The 15,893-nt window shown below is 43.9% G+C and carries 13 protein-coding genes; 7 read left to right on the plus strand and 6 right to left on the minus strand.

The genetic code is table 11. From position 1 onward, the window contains the following. Window positions 1-14: 14 nt before the first annotated feature. Complete coding sequence (locus ABDD94_RS07960) at window positions 15-1,169, minus strand: iron-containing alcohol dehydrogenase (protein WP_345955405.1); 1,155 nt, start codon at window positions 1,167-1,169, stop codon at window positions 15-17. Window positions 1,170-1,502: 333 nt separating this feature from the next. On the opposite strand from ABDD94_RS07960, the gene ABDD94_RS07965 reads away from it, so the two are divergent. After that, the gene (locus ABDD94_RS07965) at window positions 1,503-2,375 is read left to right on the plus strand and encodes an AraC family transcriptional regulator (protein WP_345948167.1); all 873 of its coding nucleotides are present in this window, start codon (window positions 1,503-1,505) and stop codon (window positions 2,373-2,375) included. A 336-nt stretch (window positions 2,376-2,711) separates the two neighbouring features. Here ABDD94_RS07965 and ABDD94_RS07970 read toward each other — a convergent pair whose 3' ends face one another. Further along, entirely contained in the window at window positions 2,712-3,134 is a 423-nt protein-coding gene (locus ABDD94_RS07970; protein ID WP_345955406.1) for a secondary thiamine-phosphate synthase enzyme YjbQ, read from the minus strand. Between the two features lie 59 nt (window positions 3,135-3,193). Beyond that, the gene (locus ABDD94_RS07975; RefSeq protein ID WP_345955407.1) at window positions 3,194-6,145 is read right to left on the minus strand and encodes a DUF6298 domain-containing protein; all 2,952 of its coding nucleotides are present in this window, start codon (window positions 6,143-6,145) and stop codon (window positions 3,194-3,196) included. A 162-nt stretch (window positions 6,146-6,307) separates the two neighbouring features. On the opposite strand from ABDD94_RS07975, the gene ABDD94_RS07980 reads away from it, so the two are divergent. Beyond that, complete coding sequence (locus ABDD94_RS07980) at window positions 6,308-7,537, plus strand: ATP-binding protein (protein ID WP_345955408.1); 1,230 nt, start codon at window positions 6,308-6,310, stop codon at window positions 7,535-7,537. Here ABDD94_RS07980 and ABDD94_RS07985 read toward each other — a convergent pair. Then, entirely contained in the window at window positions 7,521-8,495 is a 975-nt protein-coding gene (locus ABDD94_RS07985) for a membrane bound O-acyl transferase family-domain-containing protein (RefSeq protein ID WP_345955409.1), read from the minus strand. The two genes, ABDD94_RS07980 and ABDD94_RS07985, sit on opposite strands and share 17 nt — an antisense overlap. Continuing rightward, window positions 8,492-8,932 (minus strand): hypothetical protein, encoded by a 441-nt coding sequence (locus tag ABDD94_RS07990; protein ID WP_345955410.1) that lies wholly within the window; start codon window positions 8,930-8,932, stop codon window positions 8,492-8,494. Before ABDD94_RS07990 ends, ABDD94_RS07985 begins: the two co-directional genes overlap by 4 nt. Window positions 8,933-9,061: 129 nt before the next feature. On the opposite strand from ABDD94_RS07990, the gene ABDD94_RS07995 reads away from it, so the two are divergent. Both ABDD94_RS07995 and ABDD94_RS08000 read left to right on the plus strand, forming a co-directional pair. Beyond that, window positions 9,062-9,904, plus strand: coding sequence for a chromate resistance protein ChrB domain-containing protein (locus ABDD94_RS07995; RefSeq protein WP_345955411.1), 843 nt, complete (start codon window positions 9,062-9,064; stop codon window positions 9,902-9,904). Window positions 9,905-10,095: 191 nt separating this feature from the next. Then, window positions 10,096-10,515, plus strand: a complete 420-nt coding sequence (locus ABDD94_RS08000) for a hypothetical protein (RefSeq protein ID WP_345955412.1) — start codon at window positions 10,096-10,098, stop codon at window positions 10,513-10,515. A 15-nt stretch (window positions 10,516-10,530) separates the two neighbouring features. Here ABDD94_RS08000 and ABDD94_RS08005 read toward each other — a convergent pair whose 3' ends face one another. Then, entirely contained in the window at window positions 10,531-12,552 is a 2,022-nt protein-coding gene (locus tag ABDD94_RS08005) for an ATP-binding protein (RefSeq protein WP_345955413.1), read from the minus strand. A gap of 194 nt (window positions 12,553-12,746) precedes the next feature. Between ABDD94_RS08005 and ABDD94_RS08010 the strand changes: the two genes are divergently transcribed. The 3 genes from ABDD94_RS08010 (at window position 12,747) to ABDD94_RS08020 (ending at window position 15,869) form a co-directional block, all read left to right on the plus strand. Continuing rightward, complete coding sequence (locus tag ABDD94_RS08010; protein WP_345948160.1) at window positions 12,747-13,652, plus strand: helix-turn-helix transcriptional regulator; 906 nt, start codon at window positions 12,747-12,749, stop codon at window positions 13,650-13,652. 66 nt (window positions 13,653-13,718) lie between these two features. After that, a complete protein-coding gene (locus ABDD94_RS08015; RefSeq protein ID WP_345955414.1) occupies window positions 13,719-14,717 on the plus strand; it encodes a YhdH/YhfP family quinone oxidoreductase in 999 nt (332 codons plus the stop codon). A gap of 312 nt (window positions 14,718-15,029) precedes the next feature. After that, window positions 15,030-15,869: an SDR family oxidoreductase gene (locus ABDD94_RS08020; RefSeq protein ID WP_345955415.1), complete on the plus strand. Its 840-nt coding sequence runs from the start codon at window positions 15,030-15,032 to the stop codon at window positions 15,867-15,869. The last annotated feature ends 24 nt before the right edge of the window (window positions 15,870-15,893 follow it).

Below are 15,893 nucleotides of genomic sequence, written 5' to 3' on the forward strand. Positions count from 1 at the left end.
TCAAATTTATTATTTTATCCTAAAGCCGCTGTATAAATGGCTACTGCGTCATCATAAGTAACCGGCCTTGGGTTATTGTTCAACAGCCTGGTTATCAACATAGCTTCAGTGGCCATTTGCGGTATGGCATCGGCTGTTATGCCTACCTCAGTAAGGGTGGCCTCAATACCACATGCGGCTATCAGTTCACGTATTTTCTTTACGCCGGCTTGTGCAGTTGCTGCATCGTCTGCCTGCCTTTCACATCCCAGTGCTACGGCCACATCGGCGTAGCGTTTAGGCGCGGCTGGCGCATTAAACTCCATTACATAAGGTAAAAGTAATGCATTTGATAAGCCATGCGGTAAGTTAAACGTGCTGCCCAGCGGATAGGAGAGGGCATGTACAGCAGCAGTATTTACCGGCCCCAAACAAAATCCGCCCAGCATACTGCCCATAGCCACGTGTGAACGAGCCTCCTCATCAGCACCATTATTTACGGCGGTAACTAAGTGTTGGGCAATCAATCGCATGCCCTCAAAGGCGTACATATCAATAAAAGGTTGTGCAAACTTGTTGGCGTAAGCTTCCAGGCAATGTGTTAAGGCATCTAAACCGGTTGCTGCAGTTATGCCTGCCGGTACGCTAATGGTAAGCAGTGGGTCAACATAAACAATATCAGGTACCAGGTAAGGGCTTATAATGCCTTTTTTCTGATGCTCATCATCAACCAGGATGGCATTGGGCGAAACCTCACTGCCGGTACCCGAGGTTGCCGGTACACAGATAAGCCCGGTTGTACGGCCTTTTAATAAACCATTGCCTACAATTTCTTCAAGTGTTTGCGTATTGTTCTTTTGTGCGGCAACCAGTTTGGCCACATCAAGTACACTGCCGCCGCCAATGCCTAATACCACATCAAAATTTTGCTGCGCAATAGATTGCATCAGCGTTCTGAAATCGGCAAAAGATGGCTCCTGGGTTATACTGGTATCGGTATTTACGGTTATACCTTTTTCCTGCAGTTGGTTAATGAGCTGGCTAAGCTTATCCAGCAATGGCGTAATGGTTATAATTAATACTTCCTTAGCATTTAGCTGCAACACCTCATCGGCCAGGCCGTCAAGTGAACCATTGCCGAAAATTAACTTGCCCGGAAAATGAATTTTTAAAAGTTGATGTTGAATCATAAATTATATGCGTACTGCATTCACCAACATGGCAAACTTAAAATCAAGGCGTCCAACTGCGGGTTGATCCTGGCACTAACACTGTTGCAGGCATATTTTGCCGCATAGGGTGGTTAAAGTTCCGGGGTAACTTCAGATAATACGATCAGTACTTGTAGTTTGATTATTGGTTACTTTATGCACAAACATATTAAAGGATAGAGCTTCTTCTTTATAGTATTTTTTCTATAAATAATAGCATCTTACCATAATTTACGCATCAATGAACAATTTAATGGATAATTTATATAATATTGAAACGTAATTCGCAGTTACTTATATTACATAACCAACATGAAGCCCCTTTATCGTAAACTTCCGGGTAAAATAGAAAGCTCATTCAGCGTTAGGCACGATGTGATGCCTAACTATGGTAACATATGGCATTATCACTCCGAACTGGAATTACATTACAATATACAAGGCGAAGGTGTACGCTTTATTGGCGATAATATTGGCAACTTTTCGGGCGGCGAGCTGATTTTACTGGGCGAAAATTTGCCACATGCGTGGCGTTGCCGCGAAGAATACTATCAGCCTAATTCGGGCCTCACTATAGAAGCCATTGTGATGCACTTTTTGCCTACCTGTTTGGGTAAAGATATACTAAACTTACCGGAGGCTTACCTGATCCCTAAACTCTTTGAACGGGCAAGGAGCGGTATGATTATTACCGGCAGTACGAAAGAAAAGGTAATTGAACTGATGAAGGAAGCTATTGATGCCAGCAATCTGGACCGCATCATAATTATGCTGTCGATATTAAAGCATTTGGCCGAAACCAGCGAGTACAAGCCCATTGTGAACGAGATCAGTGCGTTTCAGCAAAATACCGATCTGGACGATAAGCGGTTGAGCAACATTTATACTTATACGCTTTCCAACTACAAACGCGATATTACGCTGAAAGAAATATCTGCCCTAAGCAACCTGAGCGTTACCTCATTTTGCCGGTATTTTAAACTAATGACCAACAAAACGTATTACGATTTTTTAACCGAAATACGCATAAGCCATGCATGCCGGCAGCTGGTTGAAAACAAACTCACCACCGAACTGATCTGCTTCAACTGCGGTTTCAACAACATATCTAACTTTTACCGCCACTTTAAGAAAATTAAAGGCGTAACCCCGGTTGAATATAAGCGAAAGTATTTGAATTATTAGGGTGTTTTCATTTGATAAATTGCTAAATTTTATCCCAAAGTAAATTATATTACTTTGCGTAGCACATAGTAAATCTTAGTAAATGCATTGGAAGTCATATTTTATTGGTCTAGTGTTTTTAGTGGTTTCGTATTTGCTTTATAGATTGAATAAATACGGTGGCGTGTCATCTGAAGAGAGTAATTGGACAGGCTCAACGCGAGGCAACTACATCTCACTGTGGATGTGGACTATCTTTTGTATCATTGTTGGGATAGTATACTTACTAAAATCCTTGCCATCTCAAATATAATCTGTTTGAAAAAAGTATAATACTACTTTTTAGTTAGGCAGGGACTATTCTCCCCAAGCGGTTATCATTAAATTGCGGTTACCGCCATGGTTGCGGTGTTCGCATAAATAAATGCCTTGCCAGGTGCCCAAGGCTAGTCGGCCATTGCTTATAGGTATCATGACCGAAAAGCCCAGCATGGCGGCTTTCAGGTGGGCAGGCATATCATCTGATCCTTCATCATCATGTAAGTAATCCGGATCATTTTCGGGCACGGCCTTATTAAAGTACATTTCAAAATCTTTGCGTACAGTAGGGTCGGCATTTTCGTTTACCGTTAGCGAGGCTGAAGTATGCTGAATAAACACCTGGCAGATACCGGTTTGTATTTCGGCAATTTGCGGCATTGCCCGCACAACCTCGCTGGTTATTAAATGAAAGCCCCGCTGCCGGGCGGTAAGTCGTACAGCTTGCTGGTATATTTTCATGGGTTCAGCTCAATTATAAGTATGGCTTACAAATGTAAGCCTCATTTACCATTATAGTTTTAGTACTTAGTTAAATACAATAACCATTGGCCGCTATCGGGCTTGTTAATAGTGGATGCTGTGCTTAAATTTGCTTTGATGACTTGATCTTTTTCGGCATTATACCAAACGGCTTTGTATAGTTGTGAAGGTAGTGTACGGGCTAAATTAATGGTATCGCCCTCAAGCGAGTATATTAATAAGGTACTAAAATCTTTGGTGGCCAAGCACCAATTATTGTCGGCATCTTTCAACAAACCGTCACGAGGACTCATTCGTACTAAAGTTTCTGAAAGATACCGATTAACGAAGCCATCAAAAGGTGTACTGTCTTTAACACGCCCCTGACTTTGACCTGCCGCCGGGTTTTGAAGGTAAACCTGTGCAGCACCAGCCATTAGTGCGGGTATCTGCCCAACACCGTTATGCCAAGCTATAAAGGTTTTTGCCGGGAATTTATTGCGGTACTCGCGCACTTGCTTATAAGCCATTTGTGGCGTGGTTGCCGGTGGCGTATCTACACCTTTACCCAATAACTTAGCATTCAATTCCCTAAAAGCTAAATTTTGTCCGCCTTGCGGCGCCCATATGCTGCCATCGGGTTTGTACTGCCAGTAGCGCATATCCACAATATCTATCATAGGGCCAAACTCCGGATTGTTTAAAATAGAATCGGTTATATCCTTACTGGTGCCAATCTCGAGCCGTACTTGCTTATGGTTACGTTTTTCCCAGGCGGCAACCGTACGTAAAAAGAATTTTTGAAATTCCAGTGGCCCTGCAAACTGATAGCCTAAATTAAACACAATATTTTGGTATCCGCCCAGCTCATCCAAAACGTGGTTAATGTAAGCTTCATGAAGCTTTTTAAGACCTGCATATGCCGTACTGTAAAACTGGTTGGCCAGGTGCAGGCGATTGTTACCTTCGAGCGGAGGTGGTTCGGGCAGGCCTGTGTCGTTTATGTTGTTGGCAGGCCGCCAGGGGTAATCGGCCCAGTGTGCGCCAATTTCGAGTACATTATGGGTGTTGTACAAGCTATGGTAGTAAACAAAGCCGTTTTGATCAACTAACTTAAGGAAATCTTTAATACGGTTAAAATACCAGGGATTGTAGTGGGTAAGGTCAAATTTGCTTAAACCATCCCAAGCCTTGCCTTTCCCGCTGCGCGCCCACGGGAATTCGTAAAAAGCCGCCCAAACATTACCATCCATGCGTTCAGTAACGGAGTGTTCGTCGCGCCGGCGGTCGTACCATAAGCCCGGTCCTCCCTGGTAAAAGGGCATACCATCAGTTGTCATTTTGCGAATCATATCGGGCAACTGCTCAGTTAAGCCCCGGCCGCTTTTGCCCGGCACGTAACGCGTTATACTCACGCCTGCATCTAAAGCTATGGATGGAATAACATGACCCAGCCACCACGACTCATTTACTTCGCCGCCCCAAATTATTTTGTTATTACTCACAAAGCGCCCGTTCACCAGTGCAATTGGCCGGTGGGCAACTGCTGTTGCTTTTAGTGCCGGAATATCTTTTGCGGTAAAAGGTACCGCGTGCTGAGTGGGGGTTGTAAAAGTATAAGCAGCCGATATGCCCCTGGTTGTCAGTTGACTTTGATACAATGACTGGCCAGAGTTTACTACCGTGTTAGGTGTAAGAGGATGCCCTTTGATGATAAGTTTGTTGGCCTTGCAATTCCATACTATGGAGTTGGCCGCAGTCCAGCCGGCGGCTTGCACGCGTTGCATATCGTAACCCAAAAAAAGATCAGCACGGGAGATGGTTACATTTTCGAACAGGGTACCGGCCGACCAGCTTTCCAATGCTCCGCTGGCACCCAGCGAATTTGTAGTGGTGCAATCCAGAAATACATTTGGCCCCGCAGCACATAGTCCAGTAGCAAAATCGGCCATGCCGTTTTCCGAACTACAGTTTTTAACCAATACCTGCTGTCCTTCAACATAAAAATTACGACGACGATATCCGCCGGTTTCTGATATAGGTTCCAGGGCAGCGCAGCCATCTATGGTTACCCGGCGTCCCAACTGTGCTACCATAAATGCAGAGCCAACAAAATGCCTTGTAGTAACCGATTTTATATATACATCCTCGGCATTATTAACAGACACGCCAATCCAGGCATGCTCCTCATCCTTTGGGTTAATATTGCCGTATTGACTAACCAGCGTTACACCCTCTAAAATAATGTTAGAGAAGGGAGTTTGCTTATGCCTGGCTATAGATCCGCCTCCATATTTAGCCTGCAGAGCTTGTGTTATAGGAGCGTCAATAGTAATTAAATTGCTTTGATGATCAACAGAAGTGATCGTTCTGTTCCAAATCAAATCTCGTGTGCCTTCGCGCCATTGCAGGCCCCGCAGGTCGGCAAATACCCCTTTTATGGTATCCATACCCAAGGCTGCTATCCATGCTTTGGTTGATGGGCGCTTTATAGCTATGCTCTGGCCAACTTTTAACGCTTTTACGTCGGCTATCTTAAAACGCATACTGCCTGCTGGTGCATCATCTGTAATTTGGATCGACGTAGTTACAACCGGATCTTCACTCCGCCCAATTTCAATTAAAGCACGTCTGCTGGTACCGGTTGCTGTAATAACGGTGCCCTTGCTGCCTTTTATAACTACACCGGATGTTGTGATGTGCAACTGTCCGTCAACGTTATAGTTGCCCGCCGATAAAAGCAATGCGCCGTGAAAACCATTTTTTTGCATTGGGTACCGGGCAAGTTTGTTTATGGCCGCTTGTAATAATCGGGTATCATCATTGCCGGTTGGCTTTATAGTAAGGAGGGTAGGCACAACTAAATTCGCAGCGGCAGCTCCGCCTTTATAGCCCGCGTAAGAAAAATCGATTTTGATACTTTCGGGCGTTGTTTGAGCGAGAGCCACAACATTGATGCACAAAGACAACAGCGCGATAAGAGATATCTTCAGTAAATTTGGTTTTAACATTTCGGCGAAATGAATAATTGGTGTGCCTAAAGTATACCTAAATCAAGTGTTCTGCAACCTGCTTTGTCCTGTATCCAAACGGTTTAATTTCTCGTATAACTTTTTAAAAGTTGAATTAAACTGATGATATTGCCCGACGTATCCCTAAAATATACTAACGACATGATTAATAACTTGCCGATCCCTGCCAATGAGATGGAGAGACTTAAGGCTTTGGCTGAATTGGATTTAGATTACACCGAACTATCTGATAACTTAAAAAGCCTGAGCAAATTGGCGGCTAAAGTGGCCGGAACAGATATATCCATGGTGAACTTGATTGATTCGTTTACGCAATGGACGGTAGCTAACCATGGTTTAGAGATTGACCAGATGGAAAGAAGCGATTCGGTTTGCCAATATACTATTGCGCAGGAAGGTGGTTTTGAGGTTAAGGACCTCTCAGCCGATGCGCGTTTCATGGAAAAGTTTTATGTTACCGGCGATCCTAATCTGCGGTATTATTACGGTGTTCCGTTACGTGCCGATAACGGCACAAATTTAGGAGCTTTATGCGTAATGGATAGCCAGGAACGTGAGCTGTCGCCTGAGAAGATGGAGATGCTCAAAATTATTGCCGATGAAGTAGTAAACCGATTAAAGGCGCTGAAGGTGATTGAATCCATGCGCGGCAAAATCCAGGAAGTGACAGAAAGCCAGCGCCGGGTAGCACATGATATTCGCGGTCCTTTGGGGGGTATTATCGGTTTAGCACGCATCATAAGCGAGCAGGGCAACGAGAACACCATGGAAGAGGTATTGGAGTTTATTAATCTGATACAAAAAAGCGGGCATTCGATATTAGAGCTTGCTGATGAAATTTTAAGCCTCGAAGCGCCGGCCCAAACCAATGAGCCCAAGCTGGCCAGCGATGAGTTTAACCAGATAACCCTAAAAGAAAAACTGCTTAAACTGTACATGCCCCAGGCGGTAAATAAAAAGATACAGTTTGTGGTACATACTAATACCATTACACAGGCCATACCATTTTCTAAAAATAAGCTGCTGCAAATTGTTGGAAACATCATTTCTAACGCCATGAAATTTACGCCGGCCGGCGGAAGTGTTACGGTTAACCTGGAGATTGAAATAGAAGCACACGCCCATACGCTGTTGATGAAAGTGCAGGATACCGGCATTGGCATGAGCATAGCGCAAATTAACCAGATACTGAACGGACAAGGTGAAACCACTGCAGGTACCAGTGGCGAACAAGGCTACGGTTTTGGCCTGGCTTTAGTGAAGCACCTGGTTGATGGTTTAAAAGGCAGCCTGCAAATTGAATCGCAGGCAGGGCAGGGCACTACTTTTGTAGTTAAGTTGCCGCAAACGGCAGCTAAAAAACAGGTGTAATACTGCATAACGGCCAAACTACATGTTTAATAAACTGGGTATGAAACAGCAACGGCGCCGGCACCGCTAACCAAAAGAAAGTCCATACCCGGGCAGCCACCTGTTGTTTTAGCAATTTGCTCCGCTGCAACACTGCTGATTTTTCGAGCATTACCAGCAGCCCTTGCAGTAAAAAGTATAACATTGGTGAACCGTACCCAGTATTTACGGGGGCACTTAGCGCCAGCTCATGCAACAGGCCCGAAAAGGCAAAAGCAATAAGCAGGGCAGGGCTTACGCCTATCTCATTTTTAAGTGGGCGGAACAGGGTAAGGGAAGTCATTTCACTGAAGGCAAGATTCCAGCGTTTGCTCCAAAACTCGGTGAGGCTGGTTGCCTTAGCCGGTTGTTTAAACAAAAAGTAAGTATTAATACCGCTTAAGCGCCACATGCCGGCGCTTATACTGAGCAGGCCAAAGTGTAACACCAGGCTCAGGCCAATAAGTAACAAAATACTTGTAATTGCAAATTTTACATCTGCATTAATGGGTAGTTTAAATATTAGGCGTACTAAAAAAATTAACCCTAACCCGGCTGCTAACCGGCTTATACCAAAAGATACCATGGGCCATGCGCCGGGTAGAGGCTTGTTGTTGGTGATTTCAAACGGCTGTGCACGCATGCCTGCCCAACCCGCCGCAAATTTGCACCATTGCATAAAGCTTAAACCAATAAGCTTGCGTTTGGAGTCGGCCGTGGCAGCTACTACTTTCATGCCGTTAAAGGTGGTAGCTATAATGGTAAGCATTTTTATAACAGGATCGCTGTGCCAAAAAATAATACTAACCAAGCTAATGCTAACTATTAAAATGGACCAAGCAGGCCAAACCAACCGGTTTTTAAATATCAAATAGCCAATAAGTGTAATGGCAATATTAGTTAGGCAAAAGCAGCACAGATTGAATAGAATAGTATTCATGATTGAGTGAGGTTGAAGTAAAATGCACAGCTGTAAACTATACTTAACAGGAAAAAGAGAGCAACCAGCAGTACTTCGCCCACTTTATGCCATATGCCGCCTGGGAAATGGCTCCTGTCAAAATATAGAAATTGTATCCCTATCCTCGAGATCCAGTAAAGGGCTATAAAAGCGTTCACCAACACGGCAAGCGTCGATTTGTTAGTTAAGTCATACCTGGCAAGTAGTGATACAAGGGCAAAGCAAAAGTTAATAACCAATATATAGGCTGCATAAGTCCAAAACATTTGCCTTATTAGCGGCTGTACTTTAGCGAGCTCCTTTCGCCAGGAAAGGATGTGCGGAATAGCTAAACTTCCCAGCGATAATATAACCTGACCAACCCCTGCCAACAAGAGCATTTGCCTAATATTTTGAGCAGTAAGCAACCATTTCATAAAGCAAATATAATAAACTTATTATAGTTTCAATATTTACTGAAAGTTTATTTTGTGTTTACGTCATATGATGAGTAATGGAGTAGTTATATTTGAATTTTACTCACCAAGCATATTTGATAATAAAAAATGAAGTGGATTACCAGGGAGCGTCCTAAGATTGACCGTATTGCCACGCCCTGGTTAATTATGCGGTTTATTGACACTGAAGCGCAGATCATCTATGTGCCTGCCCGCGACGTACTTAAAAGCGCCCGTGAACTGGATGCCATACCCTTTGATGTTCCGGATGTAGAGCTTTCCCACCACAATGACATGTGCACATTTGATGCGGTATTGAAAAAATATGGATTGAAAGATCCGGCTCTGGAAACTATGGCCGTCATTATAAGAGGCGCAGATACGGATGGGCATCACCTGGCTGCGCAGGCTTCTGGCTTGTGGGCTATATCGGCCGGGCTGGCTTTTAATATAAAGGAAGATCAGGAACTGCTAAAGGCTGGTATGGTAATTTATGATGCGCTGTACAGTTGGGCAAAACACCTACAACAAGTTAAGCACACGCAAAACCCCGTAGACCAAGTGCTGCTGGATGTTTACCATAAGTTTCTGCAGGATGACAAGGGTAAAAGCAAGGTACCGGCATGGGCAAAAGAGCTAAGGGAAATTATACAGGATCAGCTGGATATTAATTTGAGTTTAAGTTTGAAAGATTTATCTGGGGAATTAAACGTGCATCCGGCTTACCTGTCGCGGGAGTTTTCCAAATACTTTGATAACTTGTCGTTTGGAGAGTATGTGCGCAAAATGCGTATTGATAAAGCTATCAAGCTTTTGGAAACCACCACTCATTCGCTGTCTGATGTAGCCTATCTCACCGGTTTTTCTGACCAAAGCCATTTTACACGCATATTTAAAAAACAGACCGGCCAAAGTCCCTTGTTATACAGAAAATCTTTATTGAAAAAGTAAAAACGATTCCAAAAGTAAAAACCGTTCTATATACCGGCCATCGTGATTAATAGCATTGCAGAAAATAAAATGCAATGTCTATTACCAATTTCAATTTCAAAAAAGCCCGGCCTTTGTGTGTCTTCTTCACACTGCCTGTACTATTACTTTTTACTTCTACCCATCTGTTGGCTCAAAATACATATCCTAAAATGGCTGGCTATGTTGGTATACTGCACCCAATAATTACGTTTGACAGGGGCGGAACGCATGCAAATTTTGGTAGCAGTTATACCATTGGCGTGCCCACCGGCATTAATGTCTGGAAGAGTGCAAAAGTTGGCTTCTCGGTAGAAATGGTTCCCTTTGTGAGGACTGAAAACAACATTAGCCGTATGAACAATTTTTTGTTCCACCCAGGCGTGTTAGTTGCTTTAGGTAAAGGCTATACCTTTGCCGGGCGCGCCGCTTTCGAAACATCCGGCAGGTTTGGCTTTACACCGGTATTAAATAAGGTGATTATCCACGGCAAAGGCATTAACTACTTTGCAGCCGTACCGCTACCGGTACGTTTTGGTAACGAGCGGCCAACATCACTCACAGCCAGTTTTCAATTTGGCATTGTGTTTTAAGTTTTTAACACGGGCTTATTTTGCTGGCGGCAGCGAGATGAAAAAGGTAGTGCCATTACCCGGTGTGCTCTCAAACCAAATCTTGCCGCCATGCTTTTCTATAATGCGTTTTGAAATAGAGAGACCCAGTCCAAAGGGTTGCTCGCCGCTGGTACCCACTCTTTTGGCAGGGGTAAACATTTCAAATATGCTATCCTTGTCTTTTTCGGCTATGCCAATGCCATTGTCGGCAAAATATACCAGTATGTCTTTATGTTTATGGTTTATGCCAACCTTAATGCTGCTTCCTTCGTGACTAAATTTAATTGCATTTACAATGAGGTTATTAAAAACACGCCAAAGCTTTTCGTGGTTAACGTTGGCCATAATTGGAGTTTCATCGCTTTCAAAAACGATGCGTTGCTGTTTTTCCAAGGCCTTGAACTGTAATAGTTCAACAGAATCGAATAGTAACGACCTTACATCAAGTAATTGAACAATGATTTTTTCGTTTTCATCTGCCAGTCCCGTCTTCAGCAATTCGTTAATCATTTCCATGGTATGCATCCCCGTGCTCTCAATTAAGCCCAGCATGTGGCGGTTCTCTTCAGAGAACTCATCTTCGCCCAATAGCATAGCGGCAAGGCCAGTCATCCCCGAAAGCGGATTGCGCAGATCATGAGCCATAACCCGCATGATACGAATGTAGTTTTTGTTCACCCGCTCCAACTCGGCCAGTGCTTGCTCCAGTTGCCGGTTGTGTTCTTCTGTTTCGCGATGAGCCTTTTCCCGGCGCTTAAGGTTGCGATAAATAAGGAAAATGATAATAAGGGATAGCACAACAATAACTGTTGTGCCAATAAGAAAAAGCTTTCTCACTCTATCTTTATGCGACAGATTGCGCATGGCCTGTTGCTGGTACAACGAGTGAAGTTCGCGGCTTACATCGAGTCTTAATAAACCTGACGAACTGGTATCCAGCAAATCCTTTAACCGGATGAATTTACTTTGATAAGCATAAGCCTGAGCCAGTTTGCCCTGTTTATAAAGATACTCAGCGTATAGTTTGTGCCATATAATTACACCATCGGGGTTTTGTTTACCGTATACATTAAACCTTAGGCGGGCTTGCTCAAAAGCCGCCGAGGCTTTTTTATACTCGCCTGTTTGCGTATAAAGCTTGGCAAGTTTTACATAAGGTGGTATTTTTATACCATCGGTTTCTTTTAAGGGGGTGGCAATGCAGGCATTCAAGTATCGGGCAGCTTCTTTTAAATTGCCTTGTTTTAAATTTAAGCCGCCCAGGTTATCATATACTACTACTCGGGCGGCATTTACATCAATATGGCGGCGTTCTGCATCATTAATCAGTGCCAAATCCTTTTGATAATATATTAAAGCGCTATCCGGATACCCAGCTTTTTCATAAGATATAGCCGAGCCATTCAATGCACTTTGTTGCGTGTAAAACGCCCTTTGCAATGAAACTTTGTCATCGCATTTTTTCAGTAGCTGGGCGCTTTCAGCCCAGTAGCGCGCTGCGAGCTTATAGCTTTCTTGCTTATAATAAATATTAGCTATTTTAGTAGATAAGTAACCATTTTCACAATCGCCTACGGCAGCGATGTGCCTGGCGGTATAATAGTATCTAAGTCCTGCATCATATTGTTTAAGGAAAATACTCGATTCGCCTTTAGCCAATAAGGCTTTGTAATACTTTTTAGGATATTGCTGTTTCCGTACCTCTGAACTGAAAAAGGCAAGCGCGCTATCAGCATATCTATTCTTAAGTAAAAGGGCTGTTTCGCACTCCGATAATAAGCTGTAATAATCACTTATAGAAGGATCGGTAGGCGTGATTTTTTTTCGTATCCTGATGAGCAGGTTTATACTTTCGTGTCGTTTTTGAGCTGCCATCAGGCTATCGGCCTGGCGTAGCTCCTGGCTAATGTTGGCGCCGGTATGCTGGCTGGGCTGTGTACATGAGCTGGTAAAATTGACCAGTGCAATAAGCAGTATAATGCAAAAATTTGGGGTATCGGCTTTCAGTTGCGGCATGTATGAAAAATTATGACGGTATGTTTAGTGTCGAAAAATATAAAGAATATAACGGCTTTTAAATTTTAATGAAAAAATATTTCCTTAAAAAATCAACGCGCCAGTAGTATGTTTGAATTTTGCAACCAATGGTTTGAATTTTGCAATGTTAGTTGAAATGAATAGGCTAATTTTGAATAACAAAATTAAAGGCTATGAGCAAAGTAGAAACACTGGAAGACTTTTATCAGCATAAATTCGACTACTTACCGTTGAATATTCAGAATGATATAGGCCATTTCAACGTGTTCAGGAGCGAGGATTGCTTTAAGCCCGGCGCTAAACCCATAACTTACAGCCGGCGCGATTATTACAAAATTGCGCTTGCACGGGGCAGAAACCGGTATCACTATGCCGACAAAAGCATCGATGTTGATGGTTCAACGTTAATATTTTTCAATCCGCAAGTGCCTTACACTGTCGAAACGCTTTCTGAGATCAGGTCAGGATACTTTTGCATTTTTTCTAAATCGTTTTTTACCGATAAGATACGGGGCGGACTCAATGATTTGCCCATGTATGCTCCGGGTGGTAAGCCTGCGTATATTTTAACCGAGCAGCAGGACGAGCAGGTAAGCCAGATCTTTAATCGCATGCTGGACGAAATAGCGTCCGACTATGCATTTAAGTATGATCTGCTGCGTAATTATGTTACCGAGATAACACACTTTGCCTTAAAAACGCAACCTTCAGAAAATCTTTTTCAGCACCCGGATGCCAAATCGCGTATTACGGCGGTATTTACCGAGTTGCTGGAGAGGCAGTTTCCTATAGAAACGCCTTCACAAAGGTTTACCATGCGTTCGGCTAAAGATTTTGCCTCGCAGCTGGCTGTGCATGTTAATCACCTTAACCGGGCTATTAAAGAAACCACTGGCAAAACCACTACCGATTTAATAGCAGAACGTTTAGTTTCTGAAGCACGATCACTGCTTCGCCATACCGACTGGAACGTGTCTGAAATTGGTTACTGCCTTGGTTTTGAGGAGCCTGCCCATTTTAATAACTTCTTTAAAAAACAAACCCAACTTACGCCGTCCAGGTTTAGGCTAACGGCCTAAACAGTTTGTATTTAGTTATTAAATAATACAATCATTTCGTTAATTGCAGGCCTAACATTGCCTGTAATGGAAACATCATTTAATGCGCTCCTGGTAAGTGAGAAAGACGGTCGCTTTGTAAAAGAAGTTCAGAAAGTACAGTTACACCAGTTGCTTGATAATGAATTGTTTATTAAAGTGAGCCACTCGTGTATCAACTATAAGGATGCGCTCTCTGCATCGGGCAATAAAGGTGTAACCCGTAAGTTTCCGCATGTGCCCGGGGTTGATGCAGCCGGTGTAGTAATCCGTTCAAAGTCAAGTTTATTTGCCGTGGGCGACGAAGTGCTGATAACAGGCTTTGACCTCGGCATGAATACCTGGGGCGGGTTTGGTGAATATATCAGTGTTCCTGCCAGTTGGGTGCTGCGCTTACCGCAGGGCTTAACTGCGCAACAAGCAATGGCATTTGGTACGGCCGGCTTAACAGCCGGCTTGTCTGTTTATGAGCTAGTTAGCAAAGGCATAACACCCAACAAAGGCGAGGTGGTAGTAAGCGGAGCCACAGGTGGCGTAGGTAGCATAGCTACAGCCATCTTATCCAAATTAGGGTATAATGTAGCGGTTGTTTCGGGTAAGCGCGAGGATGAGTACCTGCATAATGTGCTTGGTGCTAAACGCGTTATAGGTCGTGATGAGTTTGCTGAACAATACAACAGTAAAGCTATGGCAAGCCCGGCTTTTGCAGGCGGAGTTGACACCGTGGCCGGCCCTATACTATCGGGCATGCTGAAGGCAACACAGTATGGCGGTACAGTAACCTGCTGTGGCATGGTATCATCAGCCAATGTGGATACCAGTATATTTCCGTTTATACTAAGGGGTGTAAGTCTGGCGGGTATCGACTCGGTTCTGGCACCTCTGGATTTACGTAAGCACGTGTGGCAACTCCTGGCTACCGACTGGAAGCCCCAAAACCTTAACAGCATGGTGGAGAACATCAGCTTGAACCAACTTGCTGCTAAGCTGGATGAAGTGCTTAATGGCCAGGCCAAGGGCCGGTACGTCTTGGTGCACAATGAGTAATAGCGCTAAATACCCCGTGAAGACCCCTTCTTTAAGCCTAATATAATAAGTGGTTGGCTTAGTTTGTGAAGCGCAATTGGCAAACTCATTGTATTTCTGACTATATATCCAACAAGTCCTTTTTTAGTGCATAAGTGATAGAAGCGCCTTGCATACAATCCCTTTATTTCGATGACTTCTTGCCGTTAATGGGTTGAATTTTGCAATTCGGGATGCGGATTGTTTGAATTTTGCAATTAATGAATTGAATTATGCAAACGGTACCCCCTCATGGCACCGTACTTTTGTATTATCAAATAAGATATAACACTTATGAAAACAATTAAAGTATGGTTTATAACAGGCGCGTCCAAAGGCTTTGGGCTGAGCCTGGTGAAGCAATTGTTAAGTGACGGTCAGCTGGTGGCGGCCACTTCCAGAAATATTGATCACCTTAAAGCAGCAGTAGGTTCCAGCTCGGGTAAATTCCTCCCTTTGGAGGTTAACCTGAGTAATGAGTTGAGCGTAAGCGAGGCGTTGGAGGCTACTAACGAAATTTTTGGCCGTATCGATGTCATCGTTAATAATGCCGGCTACGGCATAGGTGGCAGCATTGAGGAGCTTACCGATGAGGAGACCCGCTCCAGTTTTGATGTTAACGTGTTTGGTACGCTCAATGTTATTCGTAAGGCCATGCCTTACCTGCGTGCGCAGCAATCAGGCCATATCATTAACCTGTCATCAATAGCAGGTATTGCGCCAGCCACCGGCTGGGCTATTTATGCCGCTACCAAGTTTTCGGTTATTGGCCTTTCTGAAGTACTGGCCGAGGATGTTCGTTCATTTGGTATCAAAGTAACGGTGGTTGCGCCCGGAGCATTCCGTACCAGCTTTTTAAATCCCGAATCTATTGTAATGACTAAGAACCCGATTGAAGAATACCGCGAGGTAAGAGATACACATGCCCGTTACCTGCAAATGGATGGCGGTCAGGCCGGCGATCCGGAGAAAGCTGCAGCTGCCATGATTCAGCTGGCATATGAAGAGAACCCGCCACTATACCTGCTTTTGGGCAGCGATGCTTACGAAAGGGCAATGCGCAAACTCGATTATCTCGAAAATGAGTTTAGGCTCAACGAAGAACTAACTAAATCAATGGCCTATCATGGCTAATTCATCATCCTGTCAATCATCTAA

The organism is Mucilaginibacter sp. PAMB04168 (genome assembly GCF_039634365.2).
Classification (GTDB): domain Bacteria; phylum Bacteroidota; class Bacteroidia; order Sphingobacteriales; family Sphingobacteriaceae; genus Mucilaginibacter.

Coding starts and splice junctions, on each gene's coding strand:
- ABDD94_RS07960 (WP_345955405.1), bottom strand. CDS start 1,169: ATGATTCAACATCAACTTTTAAAAATTCATTTTCCGGGCAAGTTAATT.
- ABDD94_RS07965 (WP_345948167.1), top strand. CDS start 1,503: ATGAAGCCCCTTTATCGTAAACTTCCGGGTAAAATAGAAAGCTCATTC.
- ABDD94_RS07970 (WP_345955406.1), bottom strand. CDS start 3,134: ATGAAAATATACCAGCAAGCTGTACGACTTACCGCCCGGCAGCGGGGC.
- ABDD94_RS07975 (WP_345955407.1), bottom strand. CDS start 6,145: ATGTTAAAACCAAATTTACTGAAGATATCTCTTATCGCGCTGTTGTCT.
- ABDD94_RS07980 (WP_345955408.1), top strand. CDS start 6,308: ATGATTAATAACTTGCCGATCCCTGCCAATGAGATGGAGAGACTTAAG.
- ABDD94_RS07985 (WP_345955409.1), bottom strand. CDS start 8,495: ATGAATACTATTCTATTCAATCTGTGCTGCTTTTGCCTAACTAATATT.
- ABDD94_RS07990 (WP_345955410.1), bottom strand. CDS start 8,932: ATGAAATGGTTGCTTACTGCTCAAAATATTAGGCAAATGCTCTTGTTG.
- ABDD94_RS07995 (WP_345955411.1), top strand. CDS start 9,062: ATGAAGTGGATTACCAGGGAGCGTCCTAAGATTGACCGTATTGCCACG.
- ABDD94_RS08000 (WP_345955412.1), top strand. CDS start 10,096: ATGGCTGGCTATGTTGGTATACTGCACCCAATAATTACGTTTGACAGG.
- ABDD94_RS08005 (WP_345955413.1), bottom strand. CDS start 12,552: ATGCCGCAACTGAAAGCCGATACCCCAAATTTTTGCATTATACTGCTT.
- ABDD94_RS08010 (WP_345948160.1), top strand. CDS start 12,747: ATGAGCAAAGTAGAAACACTGGAAGACTTTTATCAGCATAAATTCGAC.
- ABDD94_RS08015 (WP_345955414.1), top strand. CDS start 13,719: ATGGAAACATCATTTAATGCGCTCCTGGTAAGTGAGAAAGACGGTCGC.
- ABDD94_RS08020 (WP_345955415.1), top strand. CDS start 15,030: ATGAAAACAATTAAAGTATGGTTTATAACAGGCGCGTCCAAAGGCTTT.